Here is a 21,653-nt window from a genome sequence, read left to right as displayed (position 1 = left end):
TGATTACATATACAGATCGGACTTTTTATCCCGTGATTTTCGCAAAATGAACTTGATCAGCATGCTGACGATCAAATAGCCGGAAAGGCCAATACCGCTTACCGCTGTCACTAGCGAAATCCATTCGAAAAACGTATATGAGGTATATTTCTTCCAGCCGAATGGATCTTCCCAATCCGAAATGACGAGGTTCATGCCATAAATACCTGACACAACAGTAAAGACAGTGAGAATGAATAATAACATATTCATCCGTCCTGCTCTGCTGTTCTCCTGGGCTTTATACAGTTCATTCAGGGATAAGTTAACTTCATTAAATAAGTTTTCGATATTAAATGCTTTATAAAATGCCAAAGAGAGCTCTTTTCCTTCTGACCGGGTGCTGATTTCTCTGAAATAGTACCAGGAAGAAAACAATGTAATTAACTTTATTAGTGATTTGACATACTCTTCATCTTTGCTCCAGACGATTTCGCTGTATTCGTAGGAAACCCGCAATAACATAATGCGATAGAAATAATGGATTATAAAATTATAGTAATGTGTTCCCATATAATGAACGAGTTCATCCTGCATGGCGTCCGGCGATTGATCGGTGACCGTTACATAGGCGTGTTCGGTCGTGACCGTGTATGTATGCGGTGACCAGCGATCATGCAAGGTATGGGCGAGTGACCGTCTTATATATTCCGGATTATGGGCAGAGACAAAAGTTTCACCAGATGGAGTTCTGCCATTCAGATTTCCCATTCGAAATAACTGCTCTTCCGTAATTTCACTTCCGTTCTTCGTGAACAGGAAGGCAGAGGCATACATCCGTTCATCGTCGAAATAGGGAAGGGAGCCGAAATACCCTTCAAGCCTTTTATCGCTAATCATATATGTCTTTAGGAACGGGCACAGCGTTTCTAATAAAAAGTTGTAAATCGAAAGGGCTTCGCCGTTTTCTAGTATAATGTGAGAACCTTTTGTTTCCATGAGATGGGTATCAATCGCCCTGAAATGCTGCATAAATTCAAGAACGTCCGCCAAGTCTGCGCACGATTCTCTGCTTTCAACCCGAACTGTGAGAAAAGCGAGGCCAAACGGGCCAAGGATAATATCAACACTTCGGACGATATAATGCCATTGTTCGTCGCGGATGGAAAATAAGAAAGGCGTGTCGAATTGCTTTGTAAATCGATGAAACCCTCGATCTTTTATGGATAAAGGGAATAACTTATGTTCAACATAGGGATAGAAATATTGCTCCAATTCTTTACCGCCGACTTGGATGCCGGGTCCGTATATATCTCCCCATTCATCCGCTTTCTTTAACTGAAAGTATGGGTAGCCGTGTTCTTCCAGCGCTTCAATAATCCGATCCTTCTTTCGAGCATCAAATCCGAATGGAAGAAAAAATGACATATGTGATTGAATCACATCCAGTTTTGATGGGATGATGGTTGTTTGCATAATATCCGTCCTTCTTCTAGCGTCTACTCCTATAGTTCCTCAAACAGCTGCTCACTAAACATGATGGCGAATTGATAGGGACTATCAATTCGAACGACAAAAGATGAAGAAATCCGACATATTTATAATAATAATTATTAGATTCGAGCCATTCTAATTGAAAAGGTGAACAACATTTGGTATTCTAAATGAGAATTGTCCGAGGGACTTGCCCTTGGCAAAGAACTATTGGAGGGATCAACAAATGGCTGAACGCATGGTTGGTAAACAAGCACCACAATTTTCGATGGAAGCTGTACTTGCAGACAAATCTTTCGGTAAAGTAAGTCTTGAAGAAAATATGAAAAATGACAAATGGACAGTGCTTTTCTTCTATCCAATGGACTTCACTTTCGTATGTCCAACTGAAATCACGGCTATGTCCGATCGTTACGACGAGTTTGAAGATCTTGATGCAGAAGTGATCGGCGTTTCGACTGATACAATCCACACACATCTTGCATGGATCAACACAGACCGCAAAGAAAACGGTCTTGGCGACTTGAAATATCCGCTTGCTGCTGATACAAATCACGCTGTTTCCCGCGAATATGGCGTATTGATTGAAGAAGAAGGTATCGCATTGCGCGGTCTATTCATCATCAACCCAGAAGGCGAAATGCAATACCAAACTGTTTTCCATAATAACATCGGACGCGATGTAGATGAAACATTGCGCGTTCTTCAAGCTCTTCAAACTGGCGGCCTATGCCCGGCAAACTGGAGACCAGGTCAAAAAACACTTTAATTTTGATTTAAAATTACCAATTTGGATCCCCATGCATACTATAGGCAGTGGGGATCTTTTCAAACCGGAGGAGAGACAAACATGAAGCTACGGGATCAAATGCCTGAACTGGAAGGCGCGACAACTTGGTTGAACGGTGAAGTGACGAAAGATGAACTAGTCGGTGAAAAGCCGACATTGATTCATTTTTGGTCAATCAGCTGTCATTTATGTAAAGAAGCAATGCCTGATGTAAACAACTTCCGCGATCAATACAAAGACGATTTGAATGTGATTGCAGTGCATATGCCACGTTCAGAAGACGATGTAGATCTCGACAAGATTAAAGAAGTTGCTGCAGAACATGACATTACGCAGCCCATTTTTGTCGATAGCGATCTGAAGCTTACAGATGCGTACGATAATCAATATGTACCTGCATACTATGTATTCGATAAAGACGGCCAGCTGCGCCATTTCCAAGCCGGCGGTAGCGGCATGAAAATGCTTGAAAAACGGGTAAACCGTGTATTAGATGAAATGAAGCGATAAGCGCTGTTTAACTAAGCCCACTTATAAATCAGGAGGAGAAGCCAAGTGTGTTTCTTCACCTGATTTTTTTATGCCCACAAATTGAGCATGAGGAGAGGGAAGGGGGTGGCCATTGCTTCACTTCGTTCCTGTATACAGAATGAAAAACTGCATTCTGTGATTTTTAACGCCAATATTACGGAGAAGTCGTTTAAAGATCATGAATAATTCCCCAGAGCAATTTGAGGGGAGGCCCCATGATATGGTACACTGAGGGCATCCTTCAAATACATAAGGGAGTAAATACGATGAAAAAAGAATTTGTAGTCATTGGACTTGGCCGGTTTGGCGGCAGTATCGTAAATGAACTTGTTGAATTGGACGCAGACGTAATGGCAATAGATATTTCACAAGAGAAGGTCGATGAGTTCGCACAGATTGCAACACAAGCGGTGGCGGCAGATACGACGGACGAATCTGCTTTGCGCTCACTTGGAATCCGAAATTTTGAACATGTGGTCGTGGCAATCGGAGAGAACATCCAAGCCAGCATATTGACGACGCTTATCTTAAAAGAAATTGGAGTTAAGCGCATTACCGTAAAAGCGCAAAATGATTATCATGAAAAGGTGCTGCGGAAAATCGGGGCGGACCAGGTTGTACACCCCGAACGGGATATGGGGAAGAGAATAGCCAATAATATGGTGTCCAACAACATCCTAGACTATCTGGAGCTGTCAGATGAGTACTCCATTGTGGAGATCCAAGCGAACGAAAAATTAGCGGGCTCCACGTTAATTGATTTGGACATCCGTGCCAAGTACGGCGTCAACATCGTTGCCATTAAACGGGCTTCCCAAATTCTTGTCTCCCCAGCAGCGATCGAGGAGATTGAGCTGAACGATATTCTAATCGTCATTGGATCGGACCTGGACATCCACCGGTTTGAAAAGAAGGCGCTTCATTAATTCAGCAAATAGAAATAAATAAAAGGCGGCATCTCGTATCATTCGAGATGCCGCCTCTTTGTATGCCCAGCATGGGCGTAGTCTATAGGGTGCAAGTCCCGAGCTGCGAAGGCAGAAGTAGCAGTTAGCTTAACGCAAGGGTGTCCACCGTGAGGTGGAATCTGAAGGAAGCGAGCGGCAAACCTCCGGTCTGAGGAACACGAACTTCATATAAGGCTAAGTACGATTGGGTGAGTTTGCAAAGCAAAACAAAGCCCTTTCTGCCGAAGGTCGTACAGAGTAAATGAAGCAGATAGGTGGAGGGAAAGACTACGTTCTTACCTGGGGAGGTCTGATTGATACGCCAAGTACCCTTGGTAACCTATTCAGTGATGGATAGCTGAACAATCAGAAGTCAGCAGAAGCCATAGTACCATTCGAACTCGAGAAGAATGGGAAGGGCTGAACAATTAAGAGAGAACAACCTCTTGGCATTCAGTAACCTGCGTGAAACACAGATAACCGATATGGCATGCCTGAAGGAGGAAGTGGTGAATCCCACGGGGGACTTCAAGATGGTGGAGCAGAACTGGCATAAGAAGAACCGTTGTTCACGGAAAGAGGCGTATCACATGTTGATGGAGCGAATACTGTCACGGGAAAACCTGCTTTCTGCTCTGAAAAGGGTGGAACGCAATAAAGGGAGCCATGGTGTAGATGAAATGCCCGTACAAAACCTACGGAAGCACATCTTAGAACACTGGGAATCCATGAAAGTGGAACTCCTTCAAGGAACTTATGAACCGCAGCCTGTCCGCAGGGTCGAAATCCCGAAACCTGCCGGGGGTGTGCGTCTATTAGGCATTCCAACCGTGATAGACCGTCTCATCCAACAGGCGATTGCCCAAGTGTTAACCTCCATATATGATCCGACCTTTTCAGACCATAGTTATGGGTTTCGACCTAATCGAAGCGCACACGATGGGGTAAAGGAAGCAAAAGGATATATACAGGAAGGGAATCGCTGGGTCGTCGATATCGACTTGGAAAAATTCTTCGACAAAGTGAACCATGACAGGCTTATGGGCGTACTTGCGAAACAAATCGAAGATAAGCGTCTTCTTAAGTTAATTCGTAAATACTTGAAATCGGGCATCATGATAAATGGTATCGTGACAATGAGTGAAGAAGGGACTCCGCAAGGAGGCCCTTTGAGTCCTCTCCTTTCCAACATTGTGCTGGATGAACTAGATAAGGAATTGGAGAAGAGAGGTCATAAATTTGTGCGATACGCGGATGACTGCAACATCTATGTGAAATCAAGGAAAGCAGGAAATCGGGTCATGAATTCCGTCACTTCGTTTATTGAAGGGAAGCTTAAGTTGAAGGTCAATCTGGATAAGTCCGCAGTAGACCGTCCTTGGAAGAGAAAATTTCTTGGATTCAGTTTTACCTTTCATAAAGAACCTAAGGTTCGGATTGCGAACGAAAGTGTGAAACGAATGAAGAATAAAATCCGAGAAATCACCTCAAGGAAGAAACCTTATCCTATGGAGTATCGAATAAAGAAAATCAATCAATATCTCATGGGTTGGTGCGGCTACTTTGCATTGGCAGATACACCGAGCGTATTTATTCACTTTGACTCGTGGATTAGAAGACGGCTCCGAATGTGTATGTGGAAGGATTGGAAACTTCCAAGAACCAAAGTGAGAAAACTCATCGGATTAGGCGTTAAAAGAAGGAAGGCTTACGAATGGGGCAACTCACGGAAAGGTTATTGGAGAATATCCAACAGCCCAATATTACACAGAGCCCTCGGAAACTCCTATTGGAGTTCCCAAGGGCTCAAAAGTCTGATATCTCGTTACGAAGCTTTGCGTTATCCATCTTAATTGAACCGCCGTATACCGAACGGTACGTACGGTGGTGTGAGAGGTCGGGAGTTAATCACTCCCTCCTACTCGATTAATAACTTATCACTTCAGTTTTATACTTCCATCACGACAGGCAATACCATCGGACGGCGTTTGGTCTTGTCATATAAGTATGGGGATAGAATTTCAATAATGTCGCTCTTCAATGAATTCGATTCGCCGCCAGAATTTGCAATTCTCTTTTGCAGTTCTTTTGATAACAAATATTGGGCTTCACTAATCATTGATCCAGACTCCCTCATATAAACGAAACCTCTGGAAATAATGTCCGGACCGGAAACTACCCGGTTCTTCTTTTTGTCGACTGTCGCAACAACAATGACCAATCCGTCCTCAGACAGGATTTTGCGGTCCCGGAGTACGACATTTCCAATATCACCGATTCCGCTGCCGTCGATATAGACGTCTCCGGAAGGGATTCTGCCGGCAATCCGTGCACTGCTATCCGTAAGGGCCAGTACATCTCCATTGCTCATGATGAAGGTGTTATCCCGTTCCACATCGCAATCGACTGCCAACTCCGTATGCATTTTCAGCATCCGGTACTCCCCGTGGATTGGCATGAAGAATTTCGGTTTAATCAGCCGGAGCATCAGTTTTTGTTCCTCTTGCGAGCCGTGGCCTGATGTATGGATATTGTTCAATGCCCCGTAAATTACTTCAGCTCCTGCCCGGAACAAGGCGTTGATCGTCTTATTGACGCTCAACGTATTTCCTGGAATAGGGGAGGAGGAGAAGATGACTGTATCTCCTGGTTGAATCTGGACTTGTCGGTGCGTCCCGTTCGCAATCCTGGAAAGTGCCGCCATCGGTTCTCCCTGGCTTCCTGTACAAAGAATCATCACTTCGTTTGCTGGAAGGCGATTGAGCGACTGGGTATCGACAAATAATTCCTTTGGTGCGTCAATATAGCCTAATTCTCGTCCGATCGTAATCGCATTATCCATGCTTCGGCCGAATACAGCAATCTTTCGTCCGTACGTTTGTGCAGCCTCAATCACTTGCTGCAAACGGTGGATATTCGAAGCGAATGTGGCGAAAATGATTCGTCCGTCCACTTTACGGAAAATCTCGTTCAGGCTGTCTCCCACTTTACGTTCGGACATTGTGAAATTAGGCACTTCAGCATTTGTACTGTCTGATAATAGACAAAGTACGCCCTCGCTGCCGATTTTAGCCATCTTCGCCAGATTGGCCGGCTCTCCGACAGGAGTGAAATCGAATTTGAAGTCTCCTGTGTGGACGATATTTCCGCAAGGAGTCTTGACTACGACTCCGAATGCATCCGGAATACTATGGGTTGTCCTAAAGAAGGAGACAGAAGTCTTTCTGAATTTAATGACGTCATCTTCGTCGATCTCTATCATTTTAGTAGATCGAAGCAAGCCGTGTTCGTCGAGTTTGTTTCTCAATAAGCCGAGGGCCAATTTGCCACCATAAACGGGAATGTTCAATTTGCGAAGCAAGTATGGAATCCCGCCGATGTGATCTTCATGACCATGTGTGATAAAGAGGCCTTTTACTTTATCTGCATTGCGTTCTAGAAAGGTATAATCCGGAATGACATAATCAATCCCAAGAAGATCGTCTTCCGGGAATTTGATGCCTGCGTCAATCAAGATGATTTCGTCCTGGAATTGGACGCAATAGGTGTTTTTGCCGATTTCTCCTAGTCCGCCTAGAGCGAAAACGGCAGTTTCATTGTTTTTAATTAACTTCATCGCCATCAAACCTGCTCGATCTCAAAGTGGGCGGAAGCTTTTTCGTATTCCAGATGTTCTCCTTCGAGAGCCTGGATAAATTCAATATGGTAGTTGCGTTCTTTCAATTTTGCGCGGACTTCTCTTTCGGTTGCAGCTTCTACATACAAGCTCTTCGTGTTTTCCCTTACAGGTACTTGCTCTTTGTCCTCTTGGTAGTAAACTTTGTAAATCATGCGTGAACTCTCCTTTTACGTTCGTTTCAATTTATTCTCTTCATATTATCACGTCATTTGCGTAAAATAAAGAAAAGCCCACCAAGCGAATGGCGGGCTATTATTATGCGATTGTCTTTTTCCCGAGTATGCCATTGAGCCGTTTCAACAATTTCCGTTTCAGGCGTTTGTACATGGGCATATCACTCCTTGAAAATAGTATATCGCAATCGGAACTTTCTGTCAAGTGTTATTCCCTTACAAATGGGACGGCATTCGGAATCTCTTTGAATGGTGCTTTTTGATCGATATGATCATAGAACATAATGCCATTCAAATGATCCAGCTCATGCTGGAATGCAATCGCAGGCAAACCTTTTAGCCGTTTCTTGAATTCTTTTCCATCCACGTCATAGGCTTTCACAGTAATTCTTGCATAGCGCGGAACAAAACCTTCCACATCCCGATCTACAGATAGACAGCCTTCGCCGGACGTAATATAAGTCATTTCAACAGAATGGCTGACGATTTTAGGGTTGATCGCTATGAAGCTCGCTTCGATTTTTCCTTCATCTTCTATATGAAGAGCAAAAACTCTTTTCGACTCATTCACCTGCGGAGCTGCAAGGCCGATGCCTGGACGCAAACCGTGCTTTTCGACCATCTCAGGGTTTTGGCTATTCACTACATATTCATGCAGATCAAGGCCAAGCTTTTTGATGTCCTCGCTTATCGGGAAAGTGACCTCTTCAGCAACTTTTCGCAATGTTGGATGGCCTTCACGTATGATATCTTTCATTAAAATCATGATTCTTCTTCCTTTCACTGCCTTCTTTCTTACTAGTATAATCGAATGGTCCACATGGTAAAAGAATTTAGGCGTTAACTTGAAATTGGCGTTCTGAAAAGATATAGTTTACCTAATTCTTTTAGAAATATTAAACAATCACTTGGAGGGTTGCCGACGTGAAAAAGGGATTTATCGCTCTGGTCGTTTCCTGCATCGTTCTAACCGGATGCAGTTTTGGAGGAAGCGTGGAGAAAAAACTATCAGATACGATGACAAGCATGAGCGATTCAGAGAAAGCATACCGGGATGCGCAGGCTGAATTGACAAAACTAGAAGAGCGTGAGCAGGAGCTGTTTAAATCGACGATGGAATTGACGAAGGAAGATGATGATCAGGTCAAAGGAAATGTCGAGGAACTGATCGCTTCTGTCGATAATAGATTGAAAGTGTTAGATAAGGAGTTGGATTCCATCCGTTCTTCCAAAGATACTGCCGTCAAATTAAAAGATGTTATTGAGAAAGCAGATGGAAAAGAAAAAGAAGATATTAAAACTCTCCAGGAACTGCTCGACAAACGTTATGATTTGCATTCATCGTTCTCCGAGGATTATAAAAGTCTGGCGGCGAAGCAAAAAGAATTTTACGAAATGCTGGATCGTGAAAATGCTGATATCGATCAGCTGAAAGAGAAAGTGGAAGAAATCAATTCATTGAACGGCAAAGTGAAATCGGTCATTGAAGATTTTAATCAGACAACAAAAGAAGTGAACACATTAAAAGATAAACTCTTTTCAAGTTTGAACTCAAAGGAATAAAGGAAAAGATAAGATGGGGAAGCTATATTCCTCATCTTTTTCCATTCTATTATAATACAGATGGTGAGTTGTGTTATTACAGTTTATAATTTTAATGTAATAGTTATAATGTGAAATGTCTCACGAGCGTTGCCGTTTCAATGATTGACCAAAGTGTTGCACTTCAGTATACTGAGAAGGAATGATAATTGTATCAATCGATTGGAACATTCATCATAATACAGATGCAAAGGAGAGTTGCCGATATGGCTGCAAAAAAAGACAAGCAGTTCGATCCGGTGGAAACGCTTCATTCTATTGAAGAGAAGTTTGAAATGTTTCAAATACTGAACGAAGAAGGCGAAATCGTCAACGAGGAAGCGAATCCGAATTTATCGGATGAAGAACTTGTCGAGTTGATGTCGCGTATGGTGTATACAAGAATTTTGGATCAGCGTTCGATTTCCTTGAACCGTCAAGGGCGTCTGGGCTTCTATGCTCCGACAGCTGGACAGGAAGCATCTCAATTGGCTTCCCACTACGCATTGGAAAAAGACGATTTTATCCTTCCTGGATACCGTGACGTGCCACAAATCGTATTCCATGGTCTTCCATTACATATGGCATTCCTTTGGTCACGCGGACATTTTGAAGGAAGCATCATCCCAGACGGTTTGAATATTTTCATGCCGCAAATTATCATCGGAGCACAGTACATCCAAGCTGCAGGTGTTGCGTTAGGTTATCAAAAACGTGGCAAGAAAGCGGTTGCGATGACTTATACAGGCGACGGCGGTACTTCTCAAGGGGATTTCTACGAAGGAATCAACTTTGCGGGAGCTTACAAAGTTCCGGCGATTTTTGTTGTGCAAAACAACCAATATGCCATTTCTACTCCACGTGAACTCCAAACAGCTGCCAAGACACTGGCTCAAAAAGGTGTAGCTGCAGGTGTACCGAGCATTCTCGTAGATGGAATGGATGCTTTGGCTGTATATAAAGTGACTCGTGATGCCAGAGAACGTGCAATCAATGGGCAAGGACCGACTTTGATTGAGACAATGTGCTACCGTTATGGTCCACATACGATGGCTGGCGATGATCCGACACGTTACCGGACTTCTGAAACTGACAGTGAATGGGAAAAGCGCGATCCGTTGATCCGTTTCCGTAAATACCTGGAAGCCAAAGGAATCTGGAACGAAGAGAAAGAGAACGAAGTGATCGAACGCGCGAAAGAAGAAATCAAAGAAGCTATCAAGAAAGCAGACAGCGCACCGAAACAGAAGGTAAGCGATTTCATAAAAATCATGTACAAAGGCGACCTGCCTTACAACGTACAAGAGCAACTTGATATTTATACAGAGAAGGAGTCGAAGTAACCGATGGCACAAATGACGATGATTCAAGCGATTACCGATGCGATGCGCACGGAGCTTAAAAATGATGAAAACGTCCTCGTCTTCGGTGAAGACGTCGGGGTAAACGGTGGCGTTTTCCGTGCAACAGAAGGGCTTCAAAAAGAGTTTGGCGAAGAACGCGTTTTTGATACGCCTTTAGCTGAATCAGGAATTGGAGGTCTTGCTGTCGGGTTGACACTTACTGGCTTCCGTCCAGTGATGGAAATCCAATTCTTCGGTTTCCTTTTTGAAGTGATCGACTCTGTCAGCGGCCAGCTCGCTCGCCAATCATTCCGTACAGGCGGTAAATTCAATGCGCCTGTTACAATCCGTTCCCCATTTGGCGGCGGTGTAGCAACACCTGAAATGCATGCTGACAGCTTGGAAGGCCTGGTTGCCTCTCAGCCTGGATTAACAGTAGTCATTCCTTCCACTCCATATGATGCAAAAGGTCTTCTTATCTCGGCGATCCGCGATGAGAACCCGGTCATTTTCCTGGAGCATATGAAGCTGTACCGTTCATTCAGACAGGAAGTGCCTGAAGGGGAATATACGATTCCACTTGGCAAAGCGGACGTGAAACGTGAAGGTAAGGACTTGTCGATCTTCACTTACGGTGCAATGGTGCATGAAAGTTTGAAAGCTGCCGAAGAACTTGAGAAAGAAGGATATTCGGTAGAAGTAGTCGACCTTCGTACAGTGCAGCCGCTTGATATTGAGACAATCGTGTCATCTGTCGAAAAGACAAATCGCGCAATTGTTGTCCAAGAAGCACAAAAGCAAGCTGGTATTGCAGCAAACGTCGTGGCGGAAATCACAGAGCGGGCTATCTTGAGCCTGGAAGCTCCTGTATTGCGGGTAGCGGCTCCTGATACAATTTATCCATTCGCACAAGGGGAGAACACTTGGCTTCCTAACTCGAAGGATATCATTGAAACTGCTAAAAAAGTTCTAACATTCTAATTGGTTAATCCATGAAATCGAGAAAGGGTGAATCTTGTGGCATTTGAATTCCGTTTGCCAGATATCGGAGAAGGGATTCATGAAGGCGAAGTCGTAAAGTGGTTTGTCGCTAAAGGCGATCAGGTCAATGAAGACGATACGCTTCTTGAAATCCAAAACGATAAGGCTGTAGTTGAAATTCCTTCACCGGTAACTGGAACAGTCGAAGAAATTCTAGTGGAAGAAGGCAAGGTCGCTGTCGTCGGTGATGTATTGATCCGATTTGATGCACCTGGATATGAAAGCGAACAAAGTTCAGAGGAAACAACGGAAGCACAGGTCCAATCAACTGCTGAAGCAGGCCAAGAGCTGGACAAGGAAAAGACAGAACAACCTGCTGACAAGAAAAGCGGTGTTGCGATTTCTGGTGGAGGCCAACGTGAAAAGGATCCGAACCAGCGTGTCATTGCCATGCCTTCCGTACGTAAATTTGCCCGCGAACATGACGTGGATATCCACCAAGTAAACGGTACAGGTAAAAATGGCCGCATTTTGAAAGAAGACGTTGAGGCATTCCTCAATGGCGGACAAGCCGCAGCGCAACCGGAAGAGGCTCAACAAGCGCCAGCAGAGGAAACGACTGTTTCCGAAACGCCGAAAGCAGCTCCTGCACCTGTTGCACTTGAAGGTGAATTCCCTGAAACAAGAGAAAAAATGTCCGGCATGAGAAAAGCGATCGCCAAAGCGATGGTCAACTCGAAGCATACGGCTCCACATGTCACTTTGCTGGATGAAGTGGATGTCACTGAGCTTGTTGCGCACCGCAAGAAGTTCAAAGAAATCGCATCCGAAAAAGGCATTAAGCTGACGTACCTTCCGTATGTTGTGAAGGCACTTGTATCAACATTGCGCGAATTCCCGCAATTGAATGCTTCCTTGGACGATGCAACTGAAGAGATTATTCAAAAGCATTATTTCAATATCGGAATCGCGGCTGATACAGATCGCGGACTGCTTGTTCCTGTCATCAAGCACGCGGACCGCAAGTCAGTGTTCGCTATCTCAGAAGAGATCAATCACTTGGCTGAAAAGGCGAGAGACGGCAAGTTGTCACCAAGCGAGATGAAAGGGGCTTCTTGCTCCATTACCAATATCGGTTCTGCTGGCGGGCAATGGTTCACGCCGATTATTAACCATCCGGAAGTGGCAATCCTTGGAATTGGCCGCATTTCTGAAAAACCTGTTGTAAAAAATGGTGAAATTGTAGCTGCACCTATGTTAGCATTATCATTGGTATTCGATCATCGGGTCATTGATGGTGTGACAGGTCAGCAAGCCTTGAACCATATCAAAAAATTGCTCGGTAATCCAGAACTTTTATTAATGGAGGCGTAAGCAAATGGTAGTAGGAGATTTTCCAATCGAAGTGGATACACTCGTCGTAGGATCAGGTCCCGGAGGATATGTTGCTGCGATCCGTGCAGCTCAATTAGGTCAAAAAGTGACGATTGTCGAGAAAGACACCCTCGGTGGAGTTTGTTTGAACGTAGGTTGTATTCCATCGAAAGCATTGATTTCTGTAGGTCATCGTTTTGAACATGCAAAAGGTTCCGATGATATGGGAATTACAGCAACGGAAGTCAAATTGGACTTCTCCAAAGCACAAGAATTTAAAAACAGCGTTGTCAAAAAATTGACAGGCGGTGTTGAAGGACTTCTCAAAGGTAATAAAGTTGATATCGTTAAAGGTGAAGCATATTTTGTAGATGCTAACACAGTGCGTGTCATGGATGAGAATTCCGCACAAACATATAAGTTTAAAAATGCGATCATCGCAACTGGTGCCCGTCCGGTTGAAATCCCGACGTTCAAGTATTCTAAACGCGTGATCAATTCAACAGGCGCTTTGAGCTTGGAAGAAGTACCAGGAAAATTAGTCGTCATCGGCGGCGGTTATATTGGTACTGAACTCGGTTCAGCATATGCGAATCTTGGGGCACAAGTGACAATCATTGAAGGCGGGGATGACATCCTGGCTGGATTTGAAAAGCAAATGACTCAAATCGTGAAAAAAGGCTTGAAGAAAAAAGGCGTGGAAGTAGTTGTTAAAGCTTCCGCGAAAGGCGTTGAAGAGACGGATAACGGCGTAGTTGTTACGTATGAAGCAAAAGGCGAAGAAGTAAAGGTCGAAGCGGATTATGTACTCGTAACTGTCGGAAGACGTCCAAATACTGACGAAATCGGCCTTGAGGAAATGGGCATTAAATTCCTTGATCGCGGCTTGATTGACGTTGATAAGCAATGCCGCACTAGTGTGCCGAACATCTACGCTATCGGTGATATCGTGTCCGGCCCGCAACTTGCGCATAAAGCATCCTATGAAGCGAAAATTGCAGCAGAAGCGATTTCAGGTGAAAAATCCGAAGTTGATTACTTAGCTATTCCAGCTGTTTGCTTCACAGATCCTGAACTTGCAACAGTCGGCTATAACGAGCAACAGGCGAAAGACGAAGGGTTCGACGTAGTCGCAGGCAAATTCCCATTTGCAGCGAATGGCCGTGCACTCTCTTTAAATGAAACAGATGGTTTTGTGAAACTTGTAGCGCGTAAAGAAGACGGTCTATTGATCGGTGCTCAAATCGTAGGATCGAATGCATCTGATATGATCGCTGAACTAGGTCTTGCGATAGAAGCTGGCATGACGCTTGAAGATATTGCAATGACGATCCATGCGCATCCTACTCTTGGAGAAATCTCCATGGAAGCAGCAGAAGTTGCGCTTGGCAAACCGATTCACATGATTACGAAGTAATACTCCATCCCGGAAAGGAGATCCTTTCCGGGATTTTTGTCTTTATTTACATAGCGAAAAATTGCTGCATCTCCATAGGATATAGATACAGAAAAACTGGAACACCTATGAGTGGAGTTGTCGTTTTTCACATGATAGGATGAAGAAAAAGGAGGAGACTATGAATAAATTTTTGGTATACATATTCATCATTATAATTCTTGTATTAGCCGGTTGTTCGCATTCTTCGGATGAAAAAGTGGAGAAGAACGAAGATGACAATCTATCATCCTCACAAGGTCAGAATGAAGCAGAAAAGAAGGAAACGGAAGAACCGGATGAAGAAGTGGTTGAAACGTCAGGAACAGAAATCGAAGAAACACAACCTACAGCGCCTTTGTATAAATTGAATGAGGTATACTCGGTTGTGCCGATCGACAAGGCGAATCCGAAAGTGGTTCTGCTTACTTTCGACGATGCACCTGACAAACGGGCGCTTGACATTGCAAAGACGTTGCAAAAGATGGATGCGCCGGCAATATTCTTTGTCAATGGACATTTCCTGCAAACGGAGGAAAAGAAGAAGGTAGTAAAAGAACTATATAATATGGGGTTCTCGATAGGCAATCATACAAAAACACATGCGAATCTAAAAGAGCTCTCTGAAGAGGAGCAGCGTGAGGAAATTGTTTCAGTCAATGATGATGTCGAAGCGATTACAGGGGAACGGCCAGTATTTTTCAGAGCTCCTTTTGGTGCCAATACTGATTTCAGCCGCGCATTAGCGAAACAGGAGGGGATGCTTCTGATGAACTGGTCGTATGGATATGACTTTGAAAAAGAGTATATGTCTAAAGAGAAGATTGCTGATATTATGGTGAACACTGAGTATCTGCGCGATGGTGCGAATCTGTTGATGCATGATCGTGAATGGACGGCTGATGCGTTAGAGGAGATTATTACAGGATTGCGCAACAAAGGGTATGACTTTGTCGATCCGAAGACTATACAGGGAGTGGGGGAAGAGTGATGAAATGGAAAACTCGAGTGACCGACATGTTAGGTATCGAGCTGCCGATCATTCAAGGGGGATTGGCATATTTGGCATACGCCGAGCTGGCTTCTGCTGTTTCCAACGCTGGGGGGCTTGGACAGATTACGGCGATGAGCTTGGAATCCCCTGAGCTTCTTCGGCAGCAAATCAAGAAAGTGAAGCAACTGACAGACAAGCCATTTGGTGTGAACTTTGCTATCGGGCAACACGGAAGGCCGTTTGAGCATATGGTGGAAGCCGCCTTGGATGAAGGTGTTGACATCATGTCAGTGACAGGAGGCAATCCCGCTCCTTTCTTTGACATGCTTCGAGGGACTTCCGTGAAGAAGCTGGTGCTTGTCGCAGCTAAGAGGCAGGCTGTGAAAGCCGAAGAGCTGGGTGCCGATGCTGTGATGGTCGTTGGACAGGAAGGCGGCGGGCATCTAGGCAGAGATGATATTGGCACTATGGTGCTAGTCCCGCAAGTTGTCGATAGTGTCAAAATCCCTGTCATCGCTTCTGGAGGAATTGGGGACGGAAGAGGCTGGATGGCCGCACATGCCCTCGGCGCTGAAGGCATTGAGATGGGAACGCGGTTCATTGCCACAAAGGAGTGCGTCCATGCTTCAAAAGCGTATCAGGAGGCAGTGGTTCAAAGTGCCGAAACAGGTACTGCCATTATCAAACGGTCACTGGGAGCACCTGCTCGTGCGCTAAAGGGGCCATGGACGGAGAAAATTTTGCGGCTCGAGTCAGAATCCGCCGGATATGAGGGTCTCAAACCATATATTAGCGGTGAAGCGAACCGAAGATTTATCCATGAAGGCAATCCGGAGCAAGGCTTCGGCTGGGCCGGGCAAGTCGCTGGGTTAATTAACGATATACCTACCGTACAGGAGTTATTTGATTGGATGGTGTGTGAGGCAACAGAAATAAGGAAACGATGGGGTTATGAAGGAGAGTGCTAAGATGGAATACAGTTATCCGATACGGCATGATTGGTCGACGCAAGAGATTATTGAGGTCGTTTCTTTTTTCGAAATGATTGAAAAAGCATACGAAACAAAAGTGAAAAGAGAAGAATTCATGCAAGCCTACCGAAAATTTAAGGGGATTGTCCCGTCAATGGCAGAAGAGAAGACGTTGTTTAAGGAATTCGAAGAAGCGAGCGGCCTTAGCAGTTACCGGATCGTCAAACTTGCCAAAGAAGCGAATGATGGTGACGCGATATCAGGATCGTAATATAAAAAGAGTGCTGCGCGAGCTGCACTCTTTTTATTATCCTCCAACAATTACATCATATACAGGGAGCAATTCGTTTATGGTTTGTCGGGTCAATTCCATAAATGCTTCTTTTGAGTAGGTGACAGCCTCTTCACGTGGGATATGCCTCCCGACTAGAAATTCCGCTTTTTTCACCGTTTGAAGCCTTTCCAGTAACGCTTCAATTCCAGCCTCTCCTGCTTCTTTCAGTGTTTGTGCTTCCGGTTTCATATGATCTCCCGAGATGATATATGTATCCGGCAAGTCTGTCAGAACATTCCTATTAGCTTGCAGCCTTTCTGCAATTCCTTTTTTATCCGGGTTTTCATAAATGACAGCTAAGATAATGAACAGATGAGTATTCCATAAACCAATTTGAAAATGTGGAAGCGCCTTGTAGCCGCGTTTAGCAGGGGCGAATGCAACCCAGCTGTCTTTCGGCGGATTCACCGTTCTCCTCGCATGCTTAGCAACATGTGGAAAAAACTCGCCTTTTCCATGAGATGACAATTGGGAAGCGAATTCCTCTCCGAGTTCGTTAAATTTTGGTTGGATTTTTGTTTGGAGTGCACTCATGCGATGCTCCAGCCCTTCAACGGTGAACACATTAAAATCATCCGGTGTCCAATAGCTTGTAGTTGTTGCCAATTTTATTCCTCCATTCGTTTATTCCACGTTTATCGTATCAAAAATTGGGGAACAATCTTATACAAGAAGGCTTATAACTAACAAAAGTAAAAACGGCGGCATACTTTATAGTAAGTGATAAGCACGGAAAACTATACTTCATAAAGGAGTGTTGAACATGAAACAAGTGGTCCATATTATACGAAAAGCTGAAATTGAAAGGGAATATGTCAATTTGCTTCAGTTGGAACTTGATTATGAATTGGCTACTCTTTACGATGCTGTACAGGAAAATGATACGAAGCAAATCGGCAAAAGCAAGAAAAGATTAACTGAAATTCACGGCGAGCTGGAGACATTCAATGCTTTTGCGTAACCGAATACTGCTACCCGAAAAAAGGCTTCTGTCCACGCTCTTCTGAAAGGAAGATGTTGTGAACGGTTGCCTTTTTTTGCGTCCGATCGTATCCAATCTAAATAGAAAACAGAGCTCTGTCAACGGAAATGAATTTAGAAGCCGGTAGCGGATAGATCTATATTTGAAATTGACGATCAACCAAGCACTCGCCGCAGTGTGAGCCCGGCTTTCAGTTATGATGGGGATGTGTGGTATACTGGACAAAATGTTGAATGATAACGAGGTGTGCTGACATGAATTGGGGATATATTGATCGATTTGCAAAGTCGCTTATTCGAGAAGCGGGACATAAAATACGCATCTCGTTTTATAGCCAGATCGATGTAGAGTCGAAAGCGGAGGCCAATGATCTGGTCACGAATATTGATAAAGAAGTGGAACAATTTTTTATTAAACGGATAAGAGAAGCTTTTCCTGACCATAAAATTTTTGGTGAAGAAGGATTTGGTGACCGGATTGAGTCACTTGATGGTGTCATTTGGCTGCTTGATCCGATCGATGGAACAATGAACTTTATTCATCAAAAAAGGAATTTTGCCATCTCACTCGGAATTTACAAAGACGGTGTCGGGATGCTCGGATATATTTATGATGTCATGGCGGATGATTTTTACCATGCCGTGAAGGGAGAAGGGGCATACTACAACGATGAGAGACTTCCTCCTCTGGAAGTGACGCCGCTGGAAGAAGCGGTAATTGGCATCAATGCCAGCTGGGTCGTGCCGAATCGCAGGGTAGAGCATGAACCGCTCATTGAGCTTGTTGCAAAATGCAGAGGCACCCGTTCTTATGGTTCTGCTGCCATTGAGCTTGCTTATGTGGCTTCTGGCAGAATTGACGCCTATGTGTCCATGCGGCTTGCGCCGTGGGATATCGCGGGAGGCATGGTTATTGCGCAGGAAGTCGGAGCGGTGGCGACAAACTTGAAAGGGGAAACGCCTCATCTGCTTGGAACCGATACATTTATCGTGGCGCGTCCAGGATTGCATGACAACATGCTTCGAAACCACATCCGTTTAAAATAAAGAACAGGCACGCTTCCATACATAGACGGAAAAAAGACTGGCAGGGACGAATCCTTTGCCAGTCCTTTACTTGAAGGGGCACTGAACACCTTGATTTATAATAAGCCTTTTTCACGCATTTTCTTTTTCGTCTTGAATCCATTTCCCATGACGAAAATTAATGCAAGTATAGCAACAATGGCAACGGGGATGCTACGCATGCCGACTGCAACGCCAATTCCGCACATGGCGGCGATTGCGCCGAGTGAATAAAGCACGAAAACCCACTTTATATTTTTCAAAAAAAACCCTCCACATAAAGTAAATGTTTTTTAATCTTGTACTCATGTGCTATAATAACACAGTTAATCACCTGAAAAAAGAATATTGGAGTGAAATTATGACTACATCTCGTAATGATTTACGTAATATAGCAATTATTGCCCACGTTGACCACGGAAAAACGACACTAGTTGACCAATTGCTAAGACAATCCGGAATTTTTCGTTCGAATGAACATGTGGATGAACGCGCAATGGATTCTAATGATTTGGAGCGGGAACGTGGAATTACGATTCTTGCAAAGAATACGGGAATTGAATATAACAATACAAAAATCAATATCCTGGACACACCAGGACATGCCGATTTCGGAGGCGAAGTAGAACGGATCCTCCGCATGGTAGATGGAGTAATTCTTGTTGTTGACTCCTTCGAAGGATGCATGCCTCAAACCCGTTTTGTATTGAAAAAAGCGTTAGAGACTAATTTGAAGCCAATCGTCGTCGTGAATAAAATCGACCGCGAATTCGCCCGTCCGGAAGAAGTGGTCGATGAAGTCCTTGAATTATTCATTGAACTTGATGCGAACGATGAGCAGCTTGAGTTCCCTGTCGTCTATGCATCCGGTTTTAATGGAACAGCTAGCCTTTCGCCAAATCCGGCAGATCAAGAAGAGACGTTGCGCGTCCTGTTTGATGCCATCTTGGCACACATCCCTGCGCCTGTTGATAATCGTGAAGAACCATTACAGTTCCAAGTATCTCTTCTTGACTACAATGATTATGTAGGAAGAATCGGGATTGGACGAGTTTTCCGCGGTACGATGAAAGTAGGCCAGCAAGTATCAGTCCTGAAACGGGATGGATCGACGAAGAATTTCCGTGTTACTAAAATGTACGGCTTCCTTGGTTTGAAACGGATTGAAATTCAAGAAGCGTTTGCAGGAGACCTCATTGCCGTATCAGGCATGGAAGATATTGATGTCGGTGAAACGGTTTGCCCGGTGGATCATTTGGAGGCATTGCCTGAACTTCATGTGGACGAGCCTACTTTGCAGATGACATTCCTAGTGAATAACAGTCCGTTTGCCGGTAAGGAAGGAAAATGGGTAACTGCCCGTAAGATCGAAGAGCGGTTGGAACAGCAATTACAGACGGATGTATCGTTGCGAGTCGACCCGACTGACTCTCCTGATGCATGGATCGTATCTGGACGTGGTGAGTTGCATCTTTCCATCTTAATTGAAAATATGCGACGTGAAGGGTATGAACTGCAAGTATCGAAACCGGAAGTTATCGTGAAAACGATTGATGGGGTCCGCTGCGAACCGGTTGAGCGTGTGCAAATCGACATTCCTGAAGAATATACAGGCTCCATCATCGAATCAATCGGTGAACGAAAAGGCGAAATGCTTGATATGATTAATAACGGAAACGGTCAAGTTCGTCTAATCTTCCTCGTTCCCGCGAGAGGATTGATCGGTTATTCTACCGAGTTCTTGACGCTGACAAGAGGGTACGGAATCATTAACCATACATTTGATTCGTATAAGCCACTTGCTACTGGAAGAGTCGGCGGACGCCGCCATGGGGTTCTGGTGTCTATGGAGAACGGGACAGTCACAGGTTACGGAATCATGCAGCTGGAAGACCGCGGTGTCATGTTCGTGGAAGCCGGAACGGATATTTACGCTGGGATGATTGTCGGAGAAAACAACCGTGACAATGACTTGACGATCAACTTGACGAAAGTGAAGCACGCAACCAACGTTCGTTCCGCTACGAAAGATCAGACGGTCACAACGAAAAAACCACGGATTCTTTCGTTGGAAGAAGCTTTGCAATATGTCGGTGATGATGAATATTGTGAAGTGACTCCGCAATCAATTCGTTTACGTAAGAAAATTCTTGATAAAAACGAGCGGGAACGTGCACAAAAAAAGAAAAAACTCGGTGAATGAGGTATAATAGACAAAGCTAGTAAAAAGAATGCGTACAATCGCTTTGTTTAGAAGGGAATGTGCTATATGAATGGTCCTATCGGGGATGCAGAAACTATTGAAGCCATGTCTCCAGTTGTGCGGATGATTTATGAACTGACATCGTCATCCATGACCGGGATTGTGTTGTTCGCAGTTGTTTTCATCCTTTCCGCCATCGTATATAAGTTAGGATTCGCAAGGAAAATAAAGTTTTGGCAAAATATCGTTGTCTATAGCTTCCTATTTTTAGGGTGCATCGTTTTAACGTTTTTCGCCATTTTCCTGCCTATAGTAGAAGGATTGATTGTGGCGGCGCTCATTTTGATTATTTATCGGCTGCGCCGTCTCAATGAACATAAAAAGGACTCTGTCGTATCTTGACAGAGTCCCAGACTGTAGACAAAAGGGTTGGAAATCAAATTGATTTCCAACCCTTTTCGTGTTTTTTTAGTGTTTTTTTGCGAGAATGCGTCCTAGCACTGTTCTATTTTCCTTTTAATTACGCCACGGCTGGTGCTTTCCATGTCCAGCTGGCCAACTTCTTAAGATTTAAGGCAGCAAAAGTCAGCATCGCCTGCATGGACAATTTTTTGAGACCCCGGAGGGTTGTCCATCGCATGCCATGCTTTTCTTTGGCGTCTGCAAAGACACGTTCAATCGTCTCTTTGCGCTTCCCGTATATCTCTTTGATCTCATGGTGATGTCTCAATTCTTCCGCTACATCCAGGTAATCCTGCCAGATATGTCGTTGAATGATTTTCTGCTGATTCTTACTCT

23 protein-coding genes are annotated in these 21,653 nt (G+C 44.3%); 16 read left to right on the top strand and 7 right to left on the bottom strand.

Annotated features, from left to right (window positions below):
• Positions 1–3 precede the first annotated feature (3 nt).
• On the bottom strand, positions 4–1,455 hold the full coding sequence (locus tag L7D49_RS05675) for a magnesium transporter CorA family protein (RefSeq protein WP_238079858.1): 1,452 nt from the start codon (positions 1,453–1,455) through the stop codon (positions 4–6).
• Positions 1,456–1,699: 244 nt separating this feature from the next.
• On the opposite strand from L7D49_RS05675, the gene ahpA reads away from it, so the two are divergent.
• From ahpA to ltrA, 4 genes are all read left to right on the top strand, one after another.
• Complete coding sequence (gene ahpA, locus L7D49_RS05670; RefSeq protein WP_238079857.1) at positions 1,700–2,242, top strand: biofilm-specific peroxidase AhpA; 543 nt, start codon at positions 1,700–1,702, stop codon at positions 2,240–2,242.
• A gap of 81 nt (positions 2,243–2,323) precedes the next feature.
• On the top strand, positions 2,324–2,773 hold the full coding sequence (locus L7D49_RS05665; RefSeq protein WP_238079856.1) for a redoxin domain-containing protein: 450 nt from the start codon (positions 2,324–2,326) through the stop codon (positions 2,771–2,773).
• Between the two features lie 287 nt (positions 2,774–3,060).
• Positions 3,061–3,720, top strand: coding sequence for a potassium channel family protein (locus L7D49_RS05660; RefSeq protein WP_238079855.1), 660 nt, complete (start codon positions 3,061–3,063; stop codon positions 3,718–3,720).
• Between the two features lie 611 nt (positions 3,721–4,331).
• Positions 4,332–5,594, top strand: a complete 1,263-nt coding sequence (ltrA, locus tag L7D49_RS05655) for a group II intron reverse transcriptase/maturase (RefSeq protein WP_238080056.1) — start codon at positions 4,332–4,334, stop codon at positions 5,592–5,594.
• Positions 5,595–5,689: 95 nt separating this feature from the next.
• Here ltrA and rnjA read toward each other — a convergent pair whose 3' ends face one another.
• From rnjA to def, 3 genes are all read right to left on the bottom strand, one after another.
• Positions 5,690–7,357 carry a ribonuclease J1 gene (rnjA, locus tag L7D49_RS05650; protein ID WP_238079854.1) on the bottom strand — a complete coding sequence of 556 codons (1,668 nt, stop codon included), beginning with the start codon at positions 7,355–7,357 and terminating at the stop codon, positions 5,690–5,692.
• A gap of 5 nt (positions 7,358–7,362) precedes the next feature.
• Positions 7,363–7,572, bottom strand: a complete 210-nt coding sequence (locus L7D49_RS05645; protein WP_238079853.1) for a DNA-dependent RNA polymerase subunit epsilon — start codon at positions 7,570–7,572, stop codon at positions 7,363–7,365.
• Positions 7,573–7,801: 229 nt separating this feature from the next.
• Entirely contained in the window at positions 7,802–8,359 is a 558-nt protein-coding gene (def, locus tag L7D49_RS05640) for a peptide deformylase (RefSeq protein WP_238079852.1), read from the bottom strand.
• A gap of 158 nt (positions 8,360–8,517) precedes the next feature.
• Here def and L7D49_RS05635 point away from each other — a divergent pair, with 158 nt between their 5' ends.
• The 8 genes from L7D49_RS05635 (at position 8,518) to L7D49_RS05600 (ending at position 16,543) form a co-directional block, all read left to right on the top strand.
• Positions 8,518–9,156: a YkyA family protein gene (locus tag L7D49_RS05635; RefSeq protein ID WP_238079851.1), complete on the top strand. Its 639-nt coding sequence runs from the start codon at positions 8,518–8,520 to the stop codon at positions 9,154–9,156.
• A 245-nt stretch (positions 9,157–9,401) separates the two neighbouring features.
• Entirely contained in the window at positions 9,402–10,517 is a 1,116-nt protein-coding gene (gene pdhA, locus L7D49_RS05630; RefSeq protein WP_238079850.1) for a pyruvate dehydrogenase (acetyl-transferring) E1 component subunit alpha, read from the top strand.
• 3 nt (positions 10,518–10,520) lie between these two features.
• Positions 10,521–11,498 (top strand): alpha-ketoacid dehydrogenase subunit beta, encoded by a 978-nt coding sequence (locus L7D49_RS05625; protein ID WP_238079849.1) that lies wholly within the window; start codon positions 10,521–10,523, stop codon positions 11,496–11,498.
• A gap of 36 nt (positions 11,499–11,534) precedes the next feature.
• Positions 11,535–12,872 (top strand): dihydrolipoamide acetyltransferase family protein, encoded by a 1,338-nt coding sequence (locus L7D49_RS05620; RefSeq protein ID WP_238079848.1) that lies wholly within the window; start codon positions 11,535–11,537, stop codon positions 12,870–12,872.
• A gap of 4 nt (positions 12,873–12,876) precedes the next feature.
• Positions 12,877–14,289, top strand: a complete 1,413-nt coding sequence (lpdA, locus tag L7D49_RS05615; protein WP_238079847.1) for a dihydrolipoyl dehydrogenase — start codon at positions 12,877–12,879, stop codon at positions 14,287–14,289.
• A gap of 160 nt (positions 14,290–14,449) precedes the next feature.
• Positions 14,450–15,298: a polysaccharide deacetylase family protein gene (locus L7D49_RS05610; protein ID WP_238079846.1), complete on the top strand. Its 849-nt coding sequence runs from the start codon at positions 14,450–14,452 to the stop codon at positions 15,296–15,298.
• The gene (locus L7D49_RS05605) at positions 15,298–16,269 is read left to right on the top strand and encodes an NAD(P)H-dependent flavin oxidoreductase (protein WP_238079845.1); all 972 of its coding nucleotides are present in this window, start codon (positions 15,298–15,300) and stop codon (positions 16,267–16,269) included. The genes L7D49_RS05610 and L7D49_RS05605 overlap by 1 nt, the downstream gene beginning before the upstream one ends.
• 1 nt (position 16,270) lies before the next feature.
• Positions 16,271–16,543 (top strand): UPF0223 family protein, encoded by a 273-nt coding sequence (locus tag L7D49_RS05600; protein ID WP_238079844.1) that lies wholly within the window; start codon positions 16,271–16,273, stop codon positions 16,541–16,543.
• A gap of 36 nt (positions 16,544–16,579) precedes the next feature.
• Here the strand turns inward: L7D49_RS05600 and L7D49_RS05595 are convergent, their stop codons facing one another.
• Positions 16,580–17,212 carry a YktB family protein gene (locus L7D49_RS05595; protein ID WP_238079843.1) on the bottom strand — a complete coding sequence of 211 codons (633 nt, stop codon included), beginning with the start codon at positions 17,210–17,212 and terminating at the stop codon, positions 16,580–16,582.
• Between the two features lie 157 nt (positions 17,213–17,369).
• On the opposite strand from L7D49_RS05595, the gene L7D49_RS05590 reads away from it, so the two are divergent.
• Entirely contained in the window at positions 17,370–17,567 is a 198-nt protein-coding gene (locus L7D49_RS05590; protein WP_238079842.1) for a hypothetical protein, read from the top strand.
• Between the two features lie 275 nt (positions 17,568–17,842).
• The gene (locus tag L7D49_RS05585) at positions 17,843–18,634 is read left to right on the top strand and encodes an inositol monophosphatase family protein (protein WP_238079841.1); all 792 of its coding nucleotides are present in this window, start codon (positions 17,843–17,845) and stop codon (positions 18,632–18,634) included.
• Between the two features lie 95 nt (positions 18,635–18,729).
• Here L7D49_RS05585 and L7D49_RS05580 read toward each other — a convergent pair whose 3' ends face one another.
• Positions 18,730–18,915 carry a YlaF family protein gene (locus L7D49_RS05580; RefSeq protein ID WP_238079840.1) on the bottom strand — a complete coding sequence of 62 codons (186 nt, stop codon included), beginning with the start codon at positions 18,913–18,915 and terminating at the stop codon, positions 18,730–18,732.
• A 98-nt stretch (positions 18,916–19,013) separates the two neighbouring features.
• Between L7D49_RS05580 and typA the strand changes: the two genes are divergently transcribed.
• Positions 19,014–20,855 carry a translational GTPase TypA gene (gene typA, locus L7D49_RS05575; protein ID WP_238079839.1) on the top strand — a complete coding sequence of 614 codons (1,842 nt, stop codon included), beginning with the start codon at positions 19,014–19,016 and terminating at the stop codon, positions 20,853–20,855.
• Between the two features lie 66 nt (positions 20,856–20,921).
• Complete coding sequence (locus L7D49_RS05570; RefSeq protein WP_238079838.1) at positions 20,922–21,257, top strand: YlaH-like family protein; 336 nt, start codon at positions 20,922–20,924, stop codon at positions 21,255–21,257.
• A 118-nt stretch (positions 21,258–21,375) separates the two neighbouring features.
• On the opposite strand, the gene L7D49_RS05565 is transcribed toward L7D49_RS05570, so the two are convergent.
• The coding region (locus tag L7D49_RS05565; RefSeq protein WP_238079837.1) for a transposase at positions 21,376–21,653 on the bottom strand (278 nt) is incomplete at its 5' end.

The sequence above is a fragment of the Sporosarcina cyprini genome (assembly GCF_022048975.1).
Taxonomy (GTDB): Bacteria; Bacillota; Bacilli; order Bacillales_A; family Planococcaceae; genus Sporosarcina; species Sporosarcina cyprini.
Note: the sequence above shows the minus strand (reverse complement) of the source record. Positions and strands in the feature narration are given on the sequence as shown.